Raw genomic sequence first — 19,429 nt, 5'->3', positions numbered from 1 at the left:
CCGGCCCCGCTCAGCGGGCCCGCGTGCTCGGACACCATGGCGATCTTCACTGCGGGCTCCGTTCGCCGCGGACGACTGGGTCGAATAGCGCAGTAACCGATCGGGGCCTCACGCCGAAGCCCGCACGTGCTGACATGCCCGGACCGATCGCGACGAAACATGCGAACCAGGAATCCCGCCCAGGTCGCACCGCGAGCCCCGGATAGAACGACGACATCCGTTCCCGGCCCGTCGCAGCCCCGAGGAAGGCGCATCGACGCAGCCGCTCGGCGGCGTTCGATGCGATCGGGTTCGTACGCCGATCCGTCCGCGTTGCGGTACGGCTACCGAACGGCTGCCGGCCCGTGCGCTGATCCGCGCACTGCCATCGGCTGTACTCGAACGAACCCCGGGACGACGGACGGCGGGCGACTACCGTCCGGACGTACGGGGCCGCGGGGGTAGGGACGTACCGTCGTCGCTTCGGGTCCGCGGTCGGTGATCGTGGTGGTGAAGACGACGGTTTGCCCCGGGCCGAGGGTTTTGTATCCGCGGGTGTCGATGGCGCGGAAGTCGACGAACACCGGGCTCGTGCGGTCATCGGGCTCGAGATAGCCGAAGCCCTTCTCGGTGTCGAACCAGGCGACGGTGCCGTGGCGCCATTCGGTGGCCGTGGCGGGAACGACGGTCTCGCGATGCCGGCGTGGAGGCCGGGATCGAACCGGGGCAGGCGTGGTGACTGGCATGGAAAGCGTGCGCGGATGAGGAGCCGCGGGCCCGGGACACCGGGTGCCGGGCCCGCGTCGGAAGAGAGTGACGTGACGGTTCGATCGGTCCGGAGCATCACCTGCCTTTCGCTGTGCTGGTCTTTCCGTTGGCGCCGACTGGATGCCTCTTCCCCGCGGAGGTCCGCGCTCGCGCGGGTGCGGACGGTGCGCGGGGATTCGGCCGCGCAGGGCGGCGGCCACTTCCGGGGAGCGCCGCAGCCCGGTCACCCCCTCGTGGGCAGAAGCCAGGCGCGGCGGCGCCGGCGGACATCGCGCGGGAGCCAGAGCTTCGCAAAGGATCTCGTCCACCTCGGCGAACAACACCTCGAGGTCGGCATCCAGCAGCGGTGACTCGCAGACGTCATCCCACGTGTCGAGCATGGTCACGACCCTTCACCTCCTACCGGAACGTGCGGGGCCCCGCGGCGATCAGGCGTCGATCACCTGGTGGCCGTTACCGCGGGCGACCTCGATCTTGCGGGGTTTCGCCCGCTCGGCGACCGGGATTCGCAGCCGGAGTACGCCATCGGTGTAGTCGGCGCCGATGCGCTCGGTGTCGAGTCCCTCTCCGAGGAATATCTGACGGCTGAATACTCCGCGGGTGCGCTCCGCGGCGATCATCTCCCGGCCGGAGTCCAATTCGGGGCGCTGTGCGCGCACGGTGAGGACATTGCGTTCCATGTCCAGATCAAGGGAGCCGGGATCGATACCGGGTAGATCGAGTTCGACCACGAATTCCTCGCCCTCGCGCCAAGCGTCGATCGGCATGACGGCCGGGTGCGCTGCCGTGCCGAGCACCTGTTGCGTGAATCGCTCCAGATCACGGAACGGGTCGGTACGCATCAACATGATCGCCACCTCCAAACTCACTCCATCTACCTCGTGGTACCGAGATAACCTATGTCGATTCAGATAGATTTCTTATAGCACTATCCAGAAATGGACGCAAGAGGTCGTGGTAGGCAGTTCGCAGTACGACCGGTGAAGAAGCGGTGCCGATTCACCCGCCGCATGCCGGTCGCCCAACGACGCCGGTAGTTTCCGGCTTCGGCATGACGCGCGGTTCCGGAGCAAGCCATGGGTGCACCCCTTTTCGGGGCGCGATACCGGACCGCGCTCGTTGCCCACCGCACTACCGCGGTCGGCTCTGAGCGGGAAGACCGAACGACGAGCGAGCCGGATGCGCTCGAATGACACCGGAACCTGGAATGACCTGCTCGTTCCGGATGACTCCGGAAGCGGGTCGGGAGACTTCGTGGAGCGGATGACGGGATTCGAACCCGCGACCCTCACCTTGGCAAGGTGATGCGCTACCAGCTGCGCTACATCCGCATTCGCATCGCGGTGCCCGTGATGCGACACAGAACATTAGCGGACACTCATGGCAAAAAGCCAATCGCCGCTCATGCCCGCTGGACCCCCGCCCGGTCGCGGCGCAGGCCGAGACCGGCCGCGAGCAGGCAGGCGAGGGCGACCACTCCGACGAACCAGGGGAACACCGTGCTCAGACCCCAGGTGGTGGCCGCCCAACCGGCCAGGATGGTGGGCAGCGCCATCGCCGAGTAGGCGAGCAAGTAGTACGCCGACATCGTCTCGCCGCGCTTGTGGTGCGGCACGACCTCCGACAGGTGACGCAGCGATCCGCCGAAGCCGAGGCCGAAGGTCGCACCCAGCGCGACGCCCGCGGCGAGCACGGCGATCCAGTTGTGCGTGGCCAGCGCGGGCACCGTCAGCAGGAGCGCCAGCGCCATGCCGGTGTCACCGAGGATCGCGGCCCACCGGGCGGGCACGCCGGTCGCGAACAGTTGCACCGTGGCGCCGGAGAGCGCGGTCGAGGCGACGACGGCGCCGCCGAAGACCAGGTTGTGGATGCCGGTCTGCTGCGTGGCCAGCGAGGGGTACAGCGACAGCAGCACGCCCAGCACCGACCAGGCCGCCATCACACCGATGGCGGAGAACCAGAAGTCGCCGCGAATCTCCTGCGGTACGGCGGGTTTCGCGATCCGGATACGTCCGGCCACCCGGGCCGAGTGCGGTTCGCGCAGCGCGAGCACTCCGGCGCCGATCGCCAGGCAGACGACGGTGATCACGACGTAAGGCGTGCGCAGCGGATGCGGTGCGTACTGCGCCAGCAGCGCCGAGCCCAGGATCGCCACCGCCATCCCCACGTTGAAGGCGACACCGCTGAGTTGCCCGGACCGCGCGCCGCGGTGCGGACGTAGATCCAGCAGCGCGGCGGCGCCCGCGACCACGGTCGAGCCGACCGCGATGCCGTGCAGCGCACGCGCCAGCAGCAGCATCGGGACGCTGTCGGCGAGCACGAAGACGAGCAGCCCGGCGACCATCGTGGCGAAAGCGCCGAGCAGCACCGGTTTCCGGCCGACCACGTCGGAAATCCGCCCGGACACCAGCACCGCGCCCAGGGCGGCCACCGCGTACACCGCGAACACGATGGTCGTGGTGAGCGGGGAGAGATGCCACTGCTTCTGATAGATGCCGTAGAGCGGCGCCGGAACGCCCGAAACCCCCAGCGCTACGCCACTGGCCGCGAGGACCAGGGCATAGGCCCAGGGCTGTGCGGTCTGCTCATCGACGGCCCCCGCCATTGTCGCTGCCATCGGAACTCCGATCAGGTAAGTTTGATGATGATCGAACCGCAGTCGACGATACATCCAGTACGACGATCATCAAACCTGAGAGTGAGCCGGATCATGCCCGATGCGCGAGACGCGGACCAGCAGGCGCCCCCGGTGGCCGCGTTGCCCGCGGTGCTCAGCGCGCTGCAGGACCCGGTGCGCCTGGAGATGGTGCGCAGGCTCGGCAACGCGGGAACGGCGGTCCGCTGCGGCGCGCTCTACGAGGTGATCAACAAATCGACCGCCACCCACCATTTCAAGATCCTGCGTGACGCGGGTGTGATCGAGCGCCTCATCATCGACGGCCACACCTGCCAGCGCCTGCGCATCGACGACCTCGAGGCCGCCCTGCCGGGGCTGGTGCCGACGATCGTCGCGGCCGCCAATCGCGCCCGCGGGGACTGACCCTGCCGAGGCAGTGCGCGCTCAGCAGTTGTCGAAGCGCCACTGCCCGTCGATGAACGTCCAGGTCTTCGGCTTCGTGTCGTCCTGCCCCGCGCGGGCGTCGGAGTGCTCGACCGTGACCGTGCCGGTCGAGCCGGAGGTGGTGACGGTGATCCGCGCGGGCTCGGACTTCAGGTCCCGGCCGTCGTAGAGCTGCGCCATGGACGCCACGTAGTCGTCCTCGTTGAGCGTGAGCTTGCACCGCGCGGAACGGAACCGGTACGCGGCGGCGTAGTCGTGACTCGCCAGCGCGTCGGTCATCTTCGTGGCTTCCGAGCGCAGCGCGGACTCGGTCGGCTCGCCTGCCTTGCCCGCCTCCGCGTCCGTTCCGCCGCACCCGGACAGCACGAGAACGGGCAGCGATACCGTTACCAGCGCGCGAAGGGCACGATTCGTTCGGTTCATCTCGACTCCTTGCCAGAGATCGCCGGATCCCATACCCGGACAATCGAGTTCAGCGCCCTCCAGCGGGACCGAGGGCCGGGCGGCGGAAACAGTATCGCGGTGACGGATTCCCCGCCAAGCCGCAGTCCCCTCGCTCGCGACGATCAGCTCGGCACCAACCGCCGGACGGCGGCCGGTAGCTCACGGTTGCGCTTGTACGGCCCGGCGACCGACGCGGCGAAGGGCCGCGCCAGCAACGTGCGCGCGACGGCGGACACCTCCTCGGTGGTGACGGCGTCGATGCGGGCCAGGGTCTCCGACACGCTGCGGTGGTTGCCGTAGCTGAGTTCGCTGCGCCCCAGACGATTCATGCGCGAGGCGGAGTCCTCCAGGCCGAGCACGAGCCCACCGCGCAACGAGCCCTTGGCGCGAGCGCACTCGGCGTCGCTGATGCCGTCGGCGGCGACTTCCTCCAGGACGCCCCGGGCCAATGCCGCCACCTCGCCCAGGTTCTCCGGCTGGCAGCCGATGTAGACCGAGAACGCGCCGGTGTCGGCGAAGGTGTCGACGCTGGAATACACCGAGTAGGCCAGCCCGCGTTCTTCCCGGATACGTTGGAACAGACGCGAACTCAGACCACCACCGACCACGGTGTTCAACACCGACAGCGGCCAGCGCCGCTCCCCTTCGTGCCGCCCGAAGGCGCGCACGCCGAACGCCAGATGCGCCTGCTCGCTGTCGCGATGACTCCAGTGCAGTTGCGGAGCGCCGTGCGGCCGGAACCTGCCCTCGCGCCGCGGTGCGGGCGTCGCCGCGGGTTCGAGCCGGTTCTCGAAAGCACGGTGCACCAATTCCACGGTGTGGTCGTGCTCCACGTTGCCCGCGACCGCGATCACCATCCGGTCCGGCCGGTAACGCCGCAGGTGGAACGACCGCAGTTGCGCGGCCCGCATCCCCTCGATGGATTCGACGGAACCGATCACCGGGCGCCCGATCGGATGATCACCGAACAGCGCGGCCAGGAAGGAATCGCCGACCAGGTCCTCGGGATCGTCGTCGCGCATGGCGATCTCCTCGAGCACCACCTGCCGCTCCACGTCCACGTCCGACGCCCGGCACAGACCGTTGAGCACCACGTCCGAGACCAGATCGACGGCCAGGGGCAGGTCCTCGTCCAGGACGTGCGCGTAGTAGCAGGTCTGCTCCTTCGCGGTGAACGCGTTGAGTTCACCGCCGACCGCGTCCATCGCCTCGGCGATGTCCAGGGCCGAGCGCGTCGGCGTCGCCTTGAACAGCAGGTGCTCCAGGAAATGCGCGGCGCCCGCGACGGTGGGGCCTTCGTCGCGCGACCCGACGCCGACCCAGACGCCGACGGACGCCGAGCGGACCCCGGGCAGATGCTCGGTGACCACGCGCAATCCGCCGGGCAGCACGGTGCGCCGTACTCCGCTGTCCGAGTCCGCCCGCAGCTCGAGTGACGAACCCCCCTGCCCGGTGCTGAGCAGAGGGGTTGTCGTCTTCTTCTTCGTCACAGGGACAAGTACTACTCGGTCCCGGCCGAACCCGCATCGGCCGCGTCGTCGCCGGGCTCCTCGGTGTTCTCCTCGACCGGCACGAGCGAGATCTTGCCGCGGTTGTCGATGTCGGCGATCTCCACCCGCAGCTTGTCGCCGACGTTCACCACGTCCTCGACCTTGGCCACACGCTTGCCGTTGCCCAGCTTGGAGATGTGCACCAGACCGTCGCGGCCCGGCAGCAGCGAGACGAACGCGCCGAAGGCGGTGGTCTTGACGACCGTGCCGAGGAAGCGCTCGCCGACCTTCGGCAGCTGCGGGTTGGCGATGGCGTTGATCGCGTCGATCGCGGCCTGCGCCGACGGGCCGTCGGTCGCGCCGACGAACACGGTGCCGTCGTCCTCGATGGAGATGTTGGCGCCGGTCTCCTCGGTGATCTGGTTGATCACCTTGCCCTTGGGGCCGATCACCTCGCCGATCTTGTCGACCGGGATCTTGATCGCGGTGACGCGCGGCGCGTACGGGCTCATCTCGTCCGGGGTGGCGATGGCCTCGGCCATCACGTCCAGGATCGTGGCGCGCGCGTCGTGGGCCTGGCTCAGCGCGCCGGCCAGCACCTGCGAGGGGATGCCGTCCAGCTTGGTGTCCAGCTGCAGCGCGGTGACGAACTGGGGGGTGCCCGCGACCTTGAAGTCCATGTCGCCGAAGGCGTCCTCGGCGCCGAGGATGTCGGTCAGCGCGACGTAGCGGACCTCTTCCTCACCCTGATCGTTGGTGATGGTGTCCGAGACCAGGCCCATCGCGATGCCGGCGACCGGCGCCTTCAGCGGCACGCCCGCGTTCAGCAGCGACAAGGTGGAGGCACACACCGAACCCATCGAGGTGGAGCCATTGGAACTCAGCGCCTCCGAGACCTGGCGGATGGCGTACGGGAACTCCTCCTGGCTGGGCAGCACCGGGATCAGCGCCCGCTCGGCCAGCGCGCCGTGGCCGATCTCGCGGCGCTTGGGCGAACCGACCCGGCCGGTCTCACCGGTGGAGAACGGCGGGAAGTTGTAGTGGTGCATGTAGCGCTTGCTGGTCTCCGGGCCGAGCGAGTCGACCTGCTGGGCCATCTTCACCATGTCCAGGGTGGTGACGCCCAGGATCTGGGTCTCACCACGCTCGAACAGGGCCGAACCGTGCGCCCGGGGCACCACCGCGACCTCGGCGGACAGCGCGCGGATGTCCGCCAGGCCGCGACCGTCGATGCGGAAGCCGTCGGACAGGATCCGCTGACGCACCAGCTTCTTGGTGACCGAGCGGAACGCCGCGCCCAATTCCTTCTCGCGTCCGGCGAAGTCGTCGACGAGCCGCTCGAGCACGGCGAGCTTGATCTGGTCGATCTTCTCCTCGCGCTCCTGCTTGCCGGAGATGCTCAGCGCCTCGCTCAGCTCGCGCTTGGCGGTGCCCTCGACGGCCTCGTACACGTCCTGCCCGTACGGCGGGAAGAGCGGGAACTCCTCGGTGGGCTTGGCGGCCAGCTCGGCCAGGTCCTGCTGGGCACGGCACAGGCGGGCGATGAACGGCTTCGCGGCCTCGAGGCCCTCCGCGACGACGGCCTCGGTCGGCGCCTGCGCACCGCCCTCGACCAGCGCGATGACGTTCTCCGTCGCCTCCGCCTCGACCATCATGATCGCGACGTCGCCGGAGTCGACCACCCGGCCCGCGACGACCATGTCGAACACGGCGCCCTCGAGCTGCTCGGTGGTCGGGAAGGCGACCCACTGGCCATCGATCAGCGCGACGCGCACGCCGCCGACCGGGCCGGAGAACGGCAGGCCCGCGATCTGGGTGGACGCGGACGCGGCGTTGATCGCCACCACGTCGTAGAGGTCCTTCGGGTCCAGGCTCAGCACCGTGACAACGACCTGGATCTCGTTACGCAGGCCGTCGACGAACGACGGGCGCAGCGGCCGGTCGATCAGGCGGCAGGTCAGGATCGCGTCGGTGGAGGGACGGCCCTCACGGCGGAAGAACGATCCCGGGATGCGGCCCGCGGCGTACATCCGCTCCTCGACATCGACCGTCAGCGGGAAGAAGTCGAACTGGTCCTTGGGCTGCTTGCCCGCGGTGGTGGCCGACAGCAGCATGGTCTCGTCGTCCAGGTAGGCGGCGACCGAGCCCGCGGCCTGCCGGGCGAGGCGTCCGGTCTCGAACCGGATGGTGCGGGTGCCGTAGCTGCCGTTGTCGATCAGCGCGACGGATTCGTACACGCCCGGTTCGACCTCGACGGCGGTGCTCTTGCGTTCAGTTGTTTCGGTCATTCTTCTCTCTCAACCTCTCGTCTTCGCCGGCTCGAGCGCACGGTGGCGCGATCCGGCTGTCGTCAGCCGTACCGGGTACGGACGCGCGGCAACCCTCCTGGCTGCGACGCGCGCACCCGGCCGAATCCCCTTGGAGACGGCGACGCGGAGGCGGTCATCGATCGAAGCCCGACGGCGTCAACTCGCTGCCGATAGGCCACTACCGAAGACCGACGCCACGCGGGCGGGTGCATACGGCTGTGCAATGTTGTCGTGCGCAGGGGGGCGATCCACCCCTATACACAAATAGCCAACGGAGCGATTGTACGTCTCCCCGTCGGCTGAACCAGCGACCGCCTCGGGCACTCCGTGTCGGACCGCCAGTGACCACCACCGCGGTTCGCGAGCCCCCGGACCCGATACCGGAGAGTCGACAGAAGCCCGCGGCCCTCGCGGTCGCCGATCGCGGCTCCGCGGAAAATCGCACCTGATCCGCGAACGGCTCCTGCCGTCGGCACACTGGGCACGCCCCGACCCGGCAGGCGGGTCCCAGCCCACCCACACACTGAAACGCGCAAGTCGAATCACGGCAGCCATAACGGGCGAACCGCCGCAGGAGCGCGCGCCGTTCACGGCCCGGCTCGAGTCGAGGGATCGCTGCGTCAACGACGAAGTCGCCGGCAGCGGTTGCTCGGACGCGAGCCGTGAGGGGCCGCGAACCTCGGCGCCGAAGGCGCCGGAAAGAACTACCGACGCAGCCCGAGGCGCTCGATCAGCGAACGGTAGCGGTTGATGTCGTTGTCCTGCAGGTACTTCGACAGCCGCTTGCGACGACCGATCAACGCCATCAGGCCGTGCCGGGTGTGGTGGTCGTGCTTGTGCTTCTTCAGGTGCTCGGTGATGTCGGCGATCCGCTTGGACAGCAGCGCGATCTGCGCCTCCGGCGAACCGGTGTCCTTCTCGTGCAGGCCGTACTCGGCGAGAATCGCCGACTTCTGCTCGGTGGTCAGCGCCATGGGGCATCCACTCCTGTTTCTCAGTTCCGCGCTCGAAGGTCCGGTTACCCGGGTATGGGCGCCACCGCGGACCGCAGCAAACCCGAGGGACCACCCTACCGGACCGTGCGCCGCACGCCGAAATCGCCGCCCGCGGATCTCGCCCGCGGGTTCCGGCCGCGCGCCGCAGGGAAGCATCGGCATTACCTTCCGGGTAATCGACTCCGCGCGGTCCGGCTGCGAATCTTCTTGTCGTAGCGCCGAATACGAGGAGAAGACGATGCCATACCTGGAGACGACCGACGGCACCCGCCTGGCCTACGAGGACTACGGAACCGGAGCACCGATCGTGTTCATCGCCGGGTGGGCGCTGAACACGGAGATGTGGGAGTACCAGGTCCCGTTCTTCGTCGAGCGGGGTTACCGCTGCGTGCTGCTCGACCGGCGCGGGCACGGCCGCTCCGACCGGCCGTCGACCGGATACGACCTGGACACCCGCGCCGACGACGTGGCCGAGCTGATCGAACACCTGGACCTGCGCGAGCTCACCCTGGTCGCCCACTCCGCGGGCGGCGCGGAAGTCGCGCGCTACCTGGCCAGGCACGGCACCGCGCGGGTCGCGCGCATCGCGCTGCTGGCCACCACGCTGCCGTTCCTGCGGCAGACCGAGGACAACCCCCATGGCCTGCCGGACGAGCTGGGCCTGGCCTCCGTCGCGCAGTGGCGCACGGACCGGCCCAAATGGTTCGCCGACCGCGCGCAAGGATACTTCGCCACCCACCTCGGCAACGACGTCTCCCCCGCGCTGATCGAGCACGAGACGCGCCGCTGCCTGTCCGCCGCGCCGTGGGCCACCATCGCAGTCTGGGAGTCGACCTTCCCCTCCGACCACCGCGAGATCCTGCGGAAACTGCCGATACCCGCTCTGGTCGTGCACGGGGTGCCGGATCAGTCCATCCCGATCGACGCCAGCAGCAGGCGCACCGCGGAACTCGTTCCGGACTGCGTCTACAAGGAGTACCCGACCGCCGGGCACGGCCTGTACATCACGCATGCCGCGCAGCTCAACGACGACCTGCTCGACTTCATGAAGTCCTGACGCTCACCCGGCGTCGACGGCGATGAGGATCTTGCGCGCGGTCTCCACGTCGCGGCCCATGCACTCGACGAGCTCCTCCACCGATTCGAACTTGCGCTGGCCGCGGATGTGCTCGACGAAGTCCACCGCGACGTGCTGACCGTAGAGATCGGCCTCGCCGTCGAGCACGTACGCCTCGACGGTGCGGGCGCGGCCGGAGAAGGTCGGGTTGGTGCCCACCGAGATGGCGGCCATGGCCCGCTCGCCCGGGGTGACGGTCCCGATGGTGGGACCGGGGCCGAGCACGGTGAACCATCCGGCGTACACGCCGTCGGCCGGAATCGCGGCGTGCATCGGCGGCGCGACGTTCGCGGTGGGGAAACCGAGTTGCTTGCCCCGGCCGTCACCGTGCACGACGACGCCCTCCACCCGATGGGGACGTCCCAGCGCCTCGGCCGCGGCCGCCATGTCCCCGGCATCGACGCACGCGCGGATGTAGGTCGAGGAGAAGGTCACGGCGTGTTCGGCGAGCAGCGTCACGGCGTCGACCTCGAAGCCGAAGCGCTTGCCGAGTTCGCGCATGGTCTCGACGGTGCCCGTGGCCTTCTTGCCGAAGGTGAAGTTGTCACCCACCACCACCTCGACCACGTGCAACCGCTCGACCAGCAGGTCGTGCACATAACGCGCGGGAGTCAGCTTCATGAACTCGTGGGTGAAGGGCATGACGCAGAACACGTCCACGCCCAGTTCCTCGGCCAATTCGGCGCGGCGGGTGAGGGTGGTCAGCTGCGCGGGGTGCGAGCCGGGGCGGACCACTTCCATCGGGTGCGGATCGAACGTCATCAGCACGGCGGGCACGCCGCGCGCGGCGGCGGACTTCACGGCCCGGCTGATCAGCTGCGCGTGGCCGCGGTGCACACCGTCGAACACACCGATCGTGAGGACACAGCGCCCCCAGTCCGCGGGCACCTCGTCGAGACTTCGCCATCTCTGCACAGTGCGCAGCCTACGCAAATCAGGTAGCGAACAGTATTCGGGCGTGCTGATCGCACACAACGGTTCCGCTGCGGTGAGCCGACGCGCAGGCGCGAGCCGCGCCGGGCGCCGCGGGCGCGGACAGGTCGTGCGCCACCCGGCGGGAACGGCGCCCGATCGCTCGGGCCACCCCCGCCGCGACCGGAGACGCGCGGTACCCGCCCGAGGGATAACCGGGGAGTGGCCGTGGCCGCCGCCCGACGGCGCATCGCGGTGCCGCGCCGTCGGTGTCGACGACATCGCCGAGGAAATCTCAGGTCACCGGAAAGGAACCGTACGGAATCGCGAAAGCGCCGATACACGCCGGTTTCCCACGGGCCGACCAGTTCGATTCGCCAACAGCGGGAATGGTCTAGCGTCCAATTCGTCTGTGACGGAGTGCCCCGGAGTAGCCATGAAAAGTGCAGTCAAGCACGTGCGTGTGATCAAACCGTCCGATTCGGCCGAAACAATCGGCAGGCAACGACAACGCCTCATTCCTTGCGTCACCACCGAAACCTGTGGCGCCACAGGAATCTCGGCGGGCATGGTCAACATGGCCCCGGGCGCGATGTCGAAAGCGCATTATCACGCGCACAGCGAGATCGTCGTCGTCTGCCTGCGCGGACGAGCGGTCACCCTGATCGGCCCGGAGCTGACGCCACATTTCCACGGTCCGGGCGAGTTCATCTACATCCCCGAAGGCGTCGTGCACGTGGCGGTGAATCTCGACGAGGCCGAGGATCTGGTCGCGGTGGAAATGCGGACCGATCCGCTGTTCAACGACGACGTGGTGCTGACGCCGGAATACGACGCCGACGTACCCGAAGTGGTTGCCCGCCTACGGCGTCTCGACCCGGTCGGCTGACGTGGCCGTCCGCAAACGCAGCCGCGGCGCGGCCGAGGTGACCAGCGGTCCGATCGACGACATCTTCGCGGCGCTGGCGGGCCGCCCCGACGTGGTGTCCTTCGCCGTCGGAGCGCCCGACCCCGCTCTGCTGCCGAGCGAGCTCGTCGCCACGCTGGCACAGACGGTCGTGGGCAGATACGGCAGCGCCGTCCTCCAATACGGGATGACCCAGGGATTCGCCCCGCTGTTGGACGAAGCCCGAAACCTTTTGCGCAATCGCGATATTCGGTGCACGCCCGATCGCCTGCATATCTCGACCGGCGGCTCCGGCGCATTGCACAATGTGTGTTTGGCGCTGCTCGACCCGCGCGACGTGGTTCTGGTCGAGACTCCCACTTACGGCCCGGCGGTGAAGGAATTCCGCAGCCACGGAGCCGCCGTCGTGCCGATGCCCTCCGACGAATTCGGCCTCGTGCCGGAAGCGCTCGCGGAAGCGCTGGCCCGATACGACGCGGCATTCGTCTATCTACTGCCCACATTCCAGAATCCAACCGGGCGGACGATGCCCGCCGATCGGCGTGCGGAAATCGCCGAGATCGTCGTCCGCCACGGCACGCTGGTGATCGAAGACGACGTCTACACCGACCTGCGCTATCGCGGCGTGGCACAGCCCGCGCTGTCGTCGTTCGCGCCGGACAACTCGGTCTACATCACATCCCTGTCGAAAACGCTCGCTCCCGCGATCCGCGTCGGAATCACCGTCATGCCCCCGGATCTCCTGCGGACCGTGCTGGCGTTGAAGCAAGGCATTGATATGCAGACTTCGACGTACTGCCAGGCGATTGCCGCCGAATTCCTCGGCAGTTCGGCCGGGACCGCACACCTCGCCCACCTCGTCGACGCCTATGCGGCCAAGTTGGACGCGTTGTCGGTCGCGCTCGAACGGCATTTCCCGCCGGGGTTCCGCTGGGTCGAGCCGGAGGGCGGGATGTTCCTGTGGATCGAGGGGCCGCCCGATTTCGATGCCGACGCGCTGCTGACGCGGGCGCTGCGGCAGGGGGTGGCATTCCTGCCCGGCAGCGCCTTCTACGCCGACGACGTCGCGGAGCACCGCAACACCATGCGGCTGAGTTTCGCGAACGTGCCGCGCGACGATATCGATCGGGGCATCGCCGCGCTCGCGACCGTCTGCGGGGAGACGTCGTGAGCGATCGGCATCCGGTGCACGGCACCTGGGAAGTTCGCGCCGACGGCGCTCCGTTCGGCTACCACGTGATGCAGTTCCACCCCGGCGGCACGATGCTGCAATCGAATCCCGATCACGGCAATCGCGCCACGAGCGACAGCAACGGCATGGGCACTTGGCGCAGCGCGGGCGAGCGGGTCACCGGCGCCTTCCTGGAGTTCACCGTCGATCGCACCGACCCCGCCGTGGTGCGCAAAGGAATCGTCGCCTTCGAGCTGGACGTGACCGGCGACGAGTTCACCGGGTTCGCCACGGCGACGTTCTACGAGTTGTCCGGCGAGCCGGTGGGCGCACCGGCCACCGCCCGGTTGACCGGTCGCCGATTCGACGGCGTGGCCGCGCATCGCGACGCGGTGGATCTGTCGACAACGGTTCGACCCATGCACACGCGGACACCGATCCGCCCACTTCGCGGCGGGTGAACGGCGAACAGCGCTTCGTTGTCGCTGCGCAGGACGCGGGTCGAGGATGTGTGTATCGGCACGCCAGTGCCTAAGCTCGGGTGTGTGCCAGGTAAACGAGATATCGCCACTCGACGCGAGTTGGCCGACGCCCCGGCGCCGGGCGATGCGCACGGCGGTACCGCGACGATCGCGCCTGTGCTCTCGTCGGTCGCCCAGGACTACCTGAAGGTCATCTGGACCGCGCAGGAGTGGTCGCAGGAGAAGGTGACCACCAAATTGCTCGCCGAGCGGATCGGCGTGTCGGCCTCCACGGTGTCCGAAGCCGTCCGCAAACTCGCCGACCAAGGGCTGGTCGAGCATGCCCGCTACGGGGCGATCGCCCTCACCCCCGATGGCCGCCGCGCCGCCGTCGCGATGGTGCGCAGGCACCGGCTCATCGAGACGTTCTTGGTGAACGAGCTCGGTTACGGCTGGGACGAGGTGCACGACGAGGCCGAAGTGCTCGAGCACGCGGTCTCCGAACTGCTGATGGCCCGGATCGACGCCAAGCTCGGATACCCCGACCGCGACCCGCACGGCGATCCGATCCCCTCGGTGGACGGCGCGGTGCCGACCCCGCCCGCGCGCCAGCTCAGCGACTTCCACGCGGGCGAGACCGGCCGGGTCGCGCGCATCTCCGACGCCGACCCCGACATGCTGCGCTACTTCGACTCCGTCGGCATCGCGCTGGACACCGCGATCACGGTCGTCGAACGCCGCGACTTCGCGGGCACCATCGCCATCCGCATCGGCGCCACCGACTCGCAGACGGACCTCGGGCGCCCCGCCGCCGAGGCCATCTGGCTCACCGCCTGAGCCGGTCCGCTCTGTCGGTGGGTCCACCCGGCGAGGTCGGCACGGTTCCGGCCGCCGCGAGTCATCGGCCATCCTCCGGGCGATCGGACTGCTCGCGCCGGTCGTCGCGGCGGCGCGTGCTCGGACGGAACGCTCGCCCGATCTCCTGCGCCCGGACCCGCGAGCGAACGCGCTCGGGGCTCGCCTAGCGCAGACGGCCGCAAAATGGATCCGCGCCCCGGAAACGGCGTATCCGTCCTGGCGAACCGGCAATGCCGCACGCCCGCGAAGACAGTGGCAAGGTCTGCTCGCGCCACGGTCGATGCGGCTGATGACCGCACCCGCCATAGCACCGCTGAGCGATCCGGCATCCCGCCGAATCACCCGCAGGCCACCGCCGCCATCGACCGCTCCGGCCGCCGGCGGCGGATTTCGAGAACTGTCCGAGCGATCAGATCAGCCGAGTCCGGCCGCGGCGGCACTGGCCAGTTCGGCCGCGCGAGCGGCGATGGCGTCGCCTAGTTCGGTGGTGGTCGCGGTGCCGCCGAGGTCCGGGGTGCGCATCTCCCCGGCTGCGAGCACGTCGCAGACCGCTCGGTCGACCGCGGCGGCCGCGGCGGACTCGCCCAGATGGTCGAGCAGCATCGCGCCCGCGAGGATCTGCGCGACCGGGTTCGCGATCCCCTGACCGGCGATGTCGGGGGCACTGCCGTGCACAGCCTCGAACATCGATGGGCCGGTGCGTTCGGGATTGATATTGCCCGACGGCGCCAGACCGAGCCCGCCGGTCACGGCGGCGGCGAGGTCGGAGAGGATGTCGCCGAACAGATTCGAGCCCACGATCACGTCCAGCCGGTCCGGGTGCAGCACGAGTTCGGCGGCCAGCGCGTCGACGTGCATCTGCCGCGTCTGCACCCGGGGATACTCGGTCGAGACACGCTCGAAGACGCTGTCCCAGTACGGCATCGAGTGGATGATCCCGTTGGACTTGGTCGCCGAGCACAACCGCCCCGACCGTTCGGCGGCCCGCTCGAACGCGTAGCGGATGATCCGCTCGCATCCGGTGCGGGTGAACACCGACTCCTGGAGCACGAATTCGTCGGGGCGGCCCTCGTTGTGGATGCCGCCGATCCGGGAGTATTCGCCCTCGGAGTTCTCCCGCACGATGAGGATGTCCAAATCGTCGGCGGTCCGGCCGCGCAGCGCCGACTCCGTGCCGGGCAGCAGGCGCACCGGGCGCAGGTTGACGTACTGACCGAAGGCGCGGCGCAGCGGGATCAGCAGACCCCACAGCGAAACGTGGTCGGGCACACCGGGAAAGCCGACGGCGCCGAGCAGGATCGCGTCGAAGCCCGCGAGCCGCTCCGCGCCGCCGGGCGGCATCATCGCCCCCGTGCGCAGGTAGTTCTCGCAGGACCAATCGAATTCGGTCCACTCCAGGCCGGGCAGCGCGGCGTCGAGCACGCGCGCCGCCACCGCGGTGACGTCGACTCCGATCCCGTCACCCGGGATGCTGGCGATGCGGTACCGGCTCACGAGAACTCCTTCACAGCCGCACTCCGATGTACTTGGTCTCCAGGAATTCGTCGATCCCGGTCAGCCCGCCCTCACGGCCGAGCCCGGACTCCTTGACACCGCCGAACGGTGCGGCCGGGTTCGACACCACGCCCTGGTTGAGGCCCACCATGCCGGTTTCCAGCGCCTCGCACACCCGCAATCCACGCCGGAGGTTCTCGGTGAAGACGTAGCTCACCAGTCCGTACGGGGTGTCGTTGGCCCGGCTCACCGCCTCGTCTTCGGTGTCGAAGACACCGATCGCGGCGACCGGTCCGAAGATCTCGGTATGGCACAGCTCGGCGGCGTCGGGCACGTCGACCAGAACGGTCGCGGGATAGAAGGTGCCCGGCCCGTCCGGCGCGCAGCCGCCGGTGAGCACCGTGGCCCCGCGGGCGCGGGCGTCATCGACCAGGCGCTGCACCTTGGCGACGGCCTCGGCGTCGATCAGCGGACCGACCACCACGTCCGGCTCGGTGCCCCGGCCCATCGGCAGGTCCGCCAGCCGAGCGGCGAGCCTGCGAGCGAAGACGTCGGCGACGCCGCGCTGGACGAGAATGCGATTGGCGGCGGTGCACGCCTGGCCGATGTTGCGCATCTTCGCCGCTACCGCGCCCTCGACCGCCTCGTCCAGATCGGCGTCGTCGAACACCAGCAGCGGCGCGTTGCCGCCGAGCTCCATCGAGGTGCGCATCACCGTCTGCGCGCACTGCGCGAGCAGCTGCTTGCCGACCGCCGTCGAGCCCGTGAAAGACAGCTTGCGCGAGCGGCCGTCGAGGATCAGCGGCGTCATCACCGCGGCGGGATCGGCCGTCGTGATGACGTTGACCACCCCGGCGGGCAGCCCCGCGCCCGCCATCACCTCGGCCAGCGCCAGCATCGACAGCGGCGTCTGCTCGGCGGGTTTCACCACGCAGGTGCAGCCCGCGGCGAGCGCGGGCGCGATCTTGCGCGCGCCCATGGCCACGGGGAAGTTCCACGGCGTGATGAGCAGGCTGGGGCCGACCGGCTGCCGTGCCACGAGAAAACGCGCACCGCCGGCCGGGGCGGGCATGTACCCGCCGTCCAGACGCACGGCTTCCTCGGCGAACCAGCGGAAGAACTCGGCGGCGTAGGCGATCTCGCCGCGCGCCTCGGCCAGCGGCTTGCCCATCTCCAGCGTCGCGATCAGCCCGAGCCGGTCGGTCTCGGCCAGCAGCGCGCGGTGCACGCCCATCAGCAGATCGCTGCGCGCTCGCGGCGGCGTGGCCGCCCATTCCCGCTGCGCCGCGCACGCGGCGTCCAGCGCGGCGAGACCGTCGGCCGGATCGGCGTCGGCCACCGCGCACAGCAGTTCACCGGTCGCCGGGTCGAACACCGGCAGCGTCCGGGCCGCCGTCCGCCACCGGCCGTCGATGAACAAGCCGCGCGGCACGGTGTCGATCGCGGCGCGTTCCGCAGCACTCAGCGTGCTTTCGGTGAGCATGGTTCGGTGGCTCCTTTCGGCACCGCGCAGCGCTCGGCCATTGCTGCGACCCGTGCCGCCATGTTATGCATATTGTCGACAATCAGACAATAGACAATCTCTCTCCCCACCCGCTCTCTCCCCATCCGCTCCGGGAGGCGAATCACCATGACCGAGCTCTCGCCCATCCTGAAACAGGCCACTCCGGTGACCGTCGACCACGGTGCGGGGTGCTATCTCTACGGCACCGACGGGCGCCGATACCTGGACTTCACCGCGGGTATCGGCGTGACAAGCACCGGTCACTGCCACCCGAAGGTGGTCGCGGCCGCGCAGGCGCAGGTGGCCTCGCTGATCCACGGCCAGTACACGACCGTGCTGCATCGCCCGCTGCTGGAACTCACCGAACGGCTCGGCGCGGTGCTGCCCAAGGGGTTGGACGCGCTGTTCTTCGCCAACTCCGGCAGCGAGGCGATCGAGGCCGCGCTGCGGCTGGCGCGCCAGGCCACCGGACGCCCGAACGTCGTCGTCTTCCACGGCGGATTCCACGGCCGCACCGTGGCCGCCGCGACCATGACGACCTCCGGCACCCGATTCTCGGCCGGATTCAGCCCGCTCATGTCGGGGGTGCACGTCGCGCCGTTCCCCACCGCCTACCGCTACGGCTGGAGCGAGCGGGAAGCGACCGCCTTCGCGCTGCGTGAACTCGACTATCTGTTCGCGACGCTCACCTCACCGGCGGAGACCGCCGCGTTCATCGTGGAGCCGGTGCTCGGGGAGGGCGGTTACGTCCCGGGGAACACCGAGTTCTTCCGCGGCCTGCGCGAACGCGCGGACCGGCACGGCATCCTGCTGATCTTCGACGAGATCCAGACCGGCTTCGGGCGAACCGGGAAGTTCTTCGGCCACCAGCACTTCGACGTTCGGCCCGACGTGATCACCATCGCGAAGGGCCTGGCCAGCGGGTTCCCGCTGTCCGGCATCGCGGCCTCGCGCGAGCTGATGGGGCGGGCGTGGCCGGGCTCGCAGGGCGGCACCTACGGCGGCAACGCGGTGGCGTGCGCGGCGGCGATCGCCACGCTCGACGTCATCGAATCCGAAGGGCTGGTGGACAACGCGGCCGCCCGCGGCGAACAGCTGTTGCGCGGTCTGCGCGACAGCGCCGTCAAGGCGATCGGTGACGTCCGTGGTCTCGGACTGCTCGCGGGCGCCGAGTTCACCACAGCCACCGGCGAACCCGATCCGGCGACCGCCGCGGCCGCCCAGCGCGCCGCGGTGGACAAGGGCCTGCTGCTGCTGACCTGCGGCGCGCACATGAACGTGGTGCGGATGATCCCGCCGCTGATCGTGACCGATACCCAGATCGAGGACGCTCTGGCGATCTGGTCCGAGGTGCTCGCCGAGTTGTAGCTCGCGAACAATCCGTCCGTTGCGCCCGCCCGCCGGGCACCGATCAGGAAGCAACCGCATGGCCCGCTACATCACGATCACGCTCACCAAGGCGGCGGTCACCTGCCGCGCCCGTTTGCTGGACGAGGAGGCGCCGCGCACCTGCGCGGCGGTGTGGAACGCGCTGCCGCAGGAAGGCGACGCTTTCCATGCCAAGTACGCCCGCAACGAGGTGTACACCCTGCTCCCCCGGATCGACGCGGCCCCGCACCGGGAGAATCCGACGGTCACGCCGATCCCCGGCGACGTCTGCCTGTTCGATTTCGAGCCGTGGGAGATCGGCAATCCCGCCTACGGCTACGAGCCCGGCTCCGCGGCCGAGCACGAGCGCGGCGCCACCGATCTGGCTCTGTTCTACGGCCGCAACAATCTGCTGATCAACGGCGACCTCGGGTGGGTGCCGGGGAATGTCTTCGCCACCATCGAAGAGGGGCTCGCCGAGATCGCCGCGGCGTGCAACACGTTGTGGTTGCATGGCGTGCAGGGCGAAACGCTCGCCTTCGCCCGCGCCTGAGACTCGCACACACAGTGGCCCCGCGGCATGCCGCGGGG

At 69.3% G+C, this 19,429-nt stretch carries 18 protein-coding genes and 1 tRNA gene; 8 read left to right on the top strand and 11 right to left on the bottom strand.

The features are described from left to right. Positions 1–323: 323 nt before the first annotated feature. From ACZ6DL_RS03075 to ACZ6DL_RS03060, 4 genes are all read right to left on the bottom strand, one after another. Complete coding sequence (locus tag ACZ6DL_RS03075; RefSeq protein ID WP_466048652.1) at positions 324–725, bottom strand: cold shock domain-containing protein; 402 nt, start codon at positions 723–725, stop codon at positions 324–326. A 450-nt stretch (positions 726–1,175) separates the two neighbouring features. After that, positions 1,176–1,595, bottom strand: a complete 420-nt coding sequence (locus ACZ6DL_RS03070) for an Hsp20/alpha crystallin family protein (RefSeq protein ID WP_063053432.1) — start codon at positions 1,593–1,595, stop codon at positions 1,176–1,178. Between the two features lie 407 nt (positions 1,596–2,002). Beyond that, positions 2,003–2,078: transfer RNA gene (locus ACZ6DL_RS03065), tRNA-Gly, on the bottom strand. A gap of 71 nt (positions 2,079–2,149) precedes the next feature. Then, positions 2,150–3,364 (bottom strand): MFS transporter, encoded by a 1,215-nt coding sequence (locus ACZ6DL_RS03060; RefSeq protein ID WP_466048650.1) that lies wholly within the window; start codon positions 3,362–3,364, stop codon positions 2,150–2,152. A 93-nt stretch (positions 3,365–3,457) separates the two neighbouring features. Here ACZ6DL_RS03060 and ACZ6DL_RS03055 point away from each other — a divergent pair, with 93 nt between their 5' ends. Continuing rightward, complete coding sequence (locus ACZ6DL_RS03055; protein WP_040868114.1) at positions 3,458–3,787, top strand: ArsR/SmtB family transcription factor; 330 nt, start codon at positions 3,458–3,460, stop codon at positions 3,785–3,787. Positions 3,788–3,808: 21 nt separating this feature from the next. Here ACZ6DL_RS03055 and ACZ6DL_RS03050 read toward each other — a convergent pair whose 3' ends face one another. The 4 genes from ACZ6DL_RS03050 to rpsO all read right to left on the bottom strand — a co-directional run bounded on the left by ACZ6DL_RS03050 (position 3,809) and on the right by rpsO (position 9,025). Beyond that, positions 3,809–4,231: a hypothetical protein gene (locus tag ACZ6DL_RS03050; protein WP_466048648.1), complete on the bottom strand. Its 423-nt coding sequence runs from the start codon at positions 4,229–4,231 to the stop codon at positions 3,809–3,811. A 143-nt stretch (positions 4,232–4,374) separates the two neighbouring features. After that, positions 4,375–5,715, bottom strand: a complete 1,341-nt coding sequence (locus ACZ6DL_RS03045; RefSeq protein ID WP_466049540.1) for a M16 family metallopeptidase — start codon at positions 5,713–5,715, stop codon at positions 4,375–4,377. Positions 5,716–5,753: 38 nt separating this feature from the next. Next, positions 5,754–8,030 carry a polyribonucleotide nucleotidyltransferase gene (locus ACZ6DL_RS03040; protein WP_466048646.1) on the bottom strand — a complete coding sequence of 759 codons (2,277 nt, stop codon included), beginning with the start codon at positions 8,028–8,030 and terminating at the stop codon, positions 5,754–5,756. A 725-nt stretch (positions 8,031–8,755) separates the two neighbouring features. After that, complete coding sequence (rpsO, locus tag ACZ6DL_RS03035; RefSeq protein WP_039799352.1) at positions 8,756–9,025, bottom strand: 30S ribosomal protein S15; 270 nt, start codon at positions 9,023–9,025, stop codon at positions 8,756–8,758. A 259-nt stretch (positions 9,026–9,284) separates the two neighbouring features. On the opposite strand from rpsO, the gene ACZ6DL_RS03030 reads away from it, so the two are divergent. Beyond that, positions 9,285–10,103 carry an alpha/beta fold hydrolase gene (locus tag ACZ6DL_RS03030; protein ID WP_466048644.1) on the top strand — a complete coding sequence of 273 codons (819 nt, stop codon included), beginning with the start codon at positions 9,285–9,287 and terminating at the stop codon, positions 10,101–10,103. A gap of 3 nt (positions 10,104–10,106) precedes the next feature. Here ACZ6DL_RS03030 and ACZ6DL_RS03025 read toward each other — a convergent pair whose 3' ends face one another. Next, entirely contained in the window at positions 10,107–11,078 is a 972-nt protein-coding gene (locus ACZ6DL_RS03025; protein ID WP_466048643.1) for a bifunctional riboflavin kinase/FAD synthetase, read from the bottom strand. A gap of 433 nt (positions 11,079–11,511) precedes the next feature. Here ACZ6DL_RS03025 and ACZ6DL_RS03020 point away from each other — a divergent pair, with 433 nt between their 5' ends. The 4 genes from ACZ6DL_RS03020 to ACZ6DL_RS03005 all read left to right on the top strand — a co-directional run bounded on the left by ACZ6DL_RS03020 (position 11,512) and on the right by ACZ6DL_RS03005 (position 14,451). After that, positions 11,512–11,964 carry a cupin domain-containing protein gene (locus ACZ6DL_RS03020; RefSeq protein WP_063910474.1) on the top strand — a complete coding sequence of 151 codons (453 nt, stop codon included), beginning with the start codon at positions 11,512–11,514 and terminating at the stop codon, positions 11,962–11,964. Next, entirely contained in the window at positions 11,930–13,153 is a 1,224-nt protein-coding gene (locus tag ACZ6DL_RS03015; RefSeq protein ID WP_466048641.1) for an aminotransferase-like domain-containing protein, read from the top strand. The genes ACZ6DL_RS03020 and ACZ6DL_RS03015 overlap by 35 nt, the downstream gene beginning before the upstream one ends. Continuing rightward, positions 13,150–13,614: a hypothetical protein gene (locus ACZ6DL_RS03010; RefSeq protein ID WP_466048640.1), complete on the top strand. Its 465-nt coding sequence runs from the start codon at positions 13,150–13,152 to the stop codon at positions 13,612–13,614. The genes ACZ6DL_RS03015 and ACZ6DL_RS03010 overlap by 4 nt, the downstream gene beginning before the upstream one ends. Before the next feature lie 168 nt (positions 13,615–13,782). Then, complete coding sequence (locus ACZ6DL_RS03005; RefSeq protein WP_466049538.1) at positions 13,783–14,451, top strand: metal-dependent transcriptional regulator; 669 nt, start codon at positions 13,783–13,785, stop codon at positions 14,449–14,451. A 435-nt stretch (positions 14,452–14,886) separates the two neighbouring features. Here ACZ6DL_RS03005 and ACZ6DL_RS03000 read toward each other — a convergent pair whose 3' ends face one another. Beyond that, a complete protein-coding gene (locus tag ACZ6DL_RS03000; RefSeq protein WP_466048639.1) occupies positions 14,887–15,966 on the bottom strand; it encodes a tartrate dehydrogenase in 1,080 nt (359 codons plus the stop codon). Between the two features lie 10 nt (positions 15,967–15,976). Then, entirely contained in the window at positions 15,977–17,449 is a 1,473-nt protein-coding gene (locus tag ACZ6DL_RS02995; protein WP_466048638.1) for an NAD-dependent succinate-semialdehyde dehydrogenase, read from the bottom strand. Between the two features lie 147 nt (positions 17,450–17,596). On the opposite strand from ACZ6DL_RS02995, the gene ACZ6DL_RS02990 reads away from it, so the two are divergent. Both ACZ6DL_RS02990 and ACZ6DL_RS02985 read left to right on the top strand, forming a co-directional pair. Further along, a complete protein-coding gene (locus ACZ6DL_RS02990; RefSeq protein WP_466048636.1) occupies positions 17,597–18,838 on the top strand; it encodes an aspartate aminotransferase family protein in 1,242 nt (413 codons plus the stop codon). 58 nt (positions 18,839–18,896) lie between these two features. Continuing rightward, the gene (locus ACZ6DL_RS02985; RefSeq protein WP_357116100.1) at positions 18,897–19,391 is read left to right on the top strand and encodes a DUF3830 family protein; all 495 of its coding nucleotides are present in this window, start codon (positions 18,897–18,899) and stop codon (positions 19,389–19,391) included. Positions 19,392–19,429 lie beyond the last annotated feature (38 nt).

This window comes from Nocardia sp. NPDC041819 (assembly GCF_055590505.1).
Note: the sequence above shows the minus strand (reverse complement) of the source record. Positions and strands in the feature narration are given on the sequence as shown.

Bases quoted from the DNA above. Each gene is read 5' to 3' on its own strand.
- ACZ6DL_RS03075 (WP_466048652.1), bottom strand. From the start codon at position 725: ATGCCAGTCACCACGCCTGCCCCGGTTCGATCCCGGCCTCCACGCCGG.
- ACZ6DL_RS03070 (WP_063053432.1), bottom strand. From the start codon at position 1,595: ATGTTGATGCGTACCGACCCGTTCCGTGATCTGGAGCGATTCACGCAA.
- ACZ6DL_RS03060 (WP_466048650.1), bottom strand. From the start codon at position 3,364: ATGGCAGCGACAATGGCGGGGGCCGTCGATGAGCAGACCGCACAGCCC.
- ACZ6DL_RS03055 (WP_040868114.1), top strand. From the start codon at position 3,458: ATGCCCGATGCGCGAGACGCGGACCAGCAGGCGCCCCCGGTGGCCGCG.
- ACZ6DL_RS03050 (WP_466048648.1), bottom strand. From the start codon at position 4,231: ATGAACCGAACGAATCGTGCCCTTCGCGCGCTGGTAACGGTATCGCTG.
- ACZ6DL_RS03040 (WP_466048646.1), bottom strand. From the start codon at position 8,030: ATGACCGAAACAACTGAACGCAAGAGCACCGCCGTCGAGGTCGAACCG.
- rpsO (WP_039799352.1), bottom strand. From the start codon at position 9,025: ATGGCGCTGACCACCGAGCAGAAGTCGGCGATTCTCGCCGAGTACGGC.
- ACZ6DL_RS03030 (WP_466048644.1), top strand. From the start codon at position 9,285: ATGCCATACCTGGAGACGACCGACGGCACCCGCCTGGCCTACGAGGAC.
- ACZ6DL_RS03020 (WP_063910474.1), top strand. From the start codon at position 11,512: ATGAAAAGTGCAGTCAAGCACGTGCGTGTGATCAAACCGTCCGATTCG.
- ACZ6DL_RS02995 (WP_466048638.1), bottom strand. From the start codon at position 17,449: ATGCTCACCGAAAGCACGCTGAGTGCTGCGGAACGCGCCGCGATCGAC.
- ACZ6DL_RS02990 (WP_466048636.1), top strand. From the start codon at position 17,597: ATGACCGAGCTCTCGCCCATCCTGAAACAGGCCACTCCGGTGACCGTC.
- ACZ6DL_RS02985 (WP_357116100.1), top strand. From the start codon at position 18,897: ATGGCCCGCTACATCACGATCACGCTCACCAAGGCGGCGGTCACCTGC.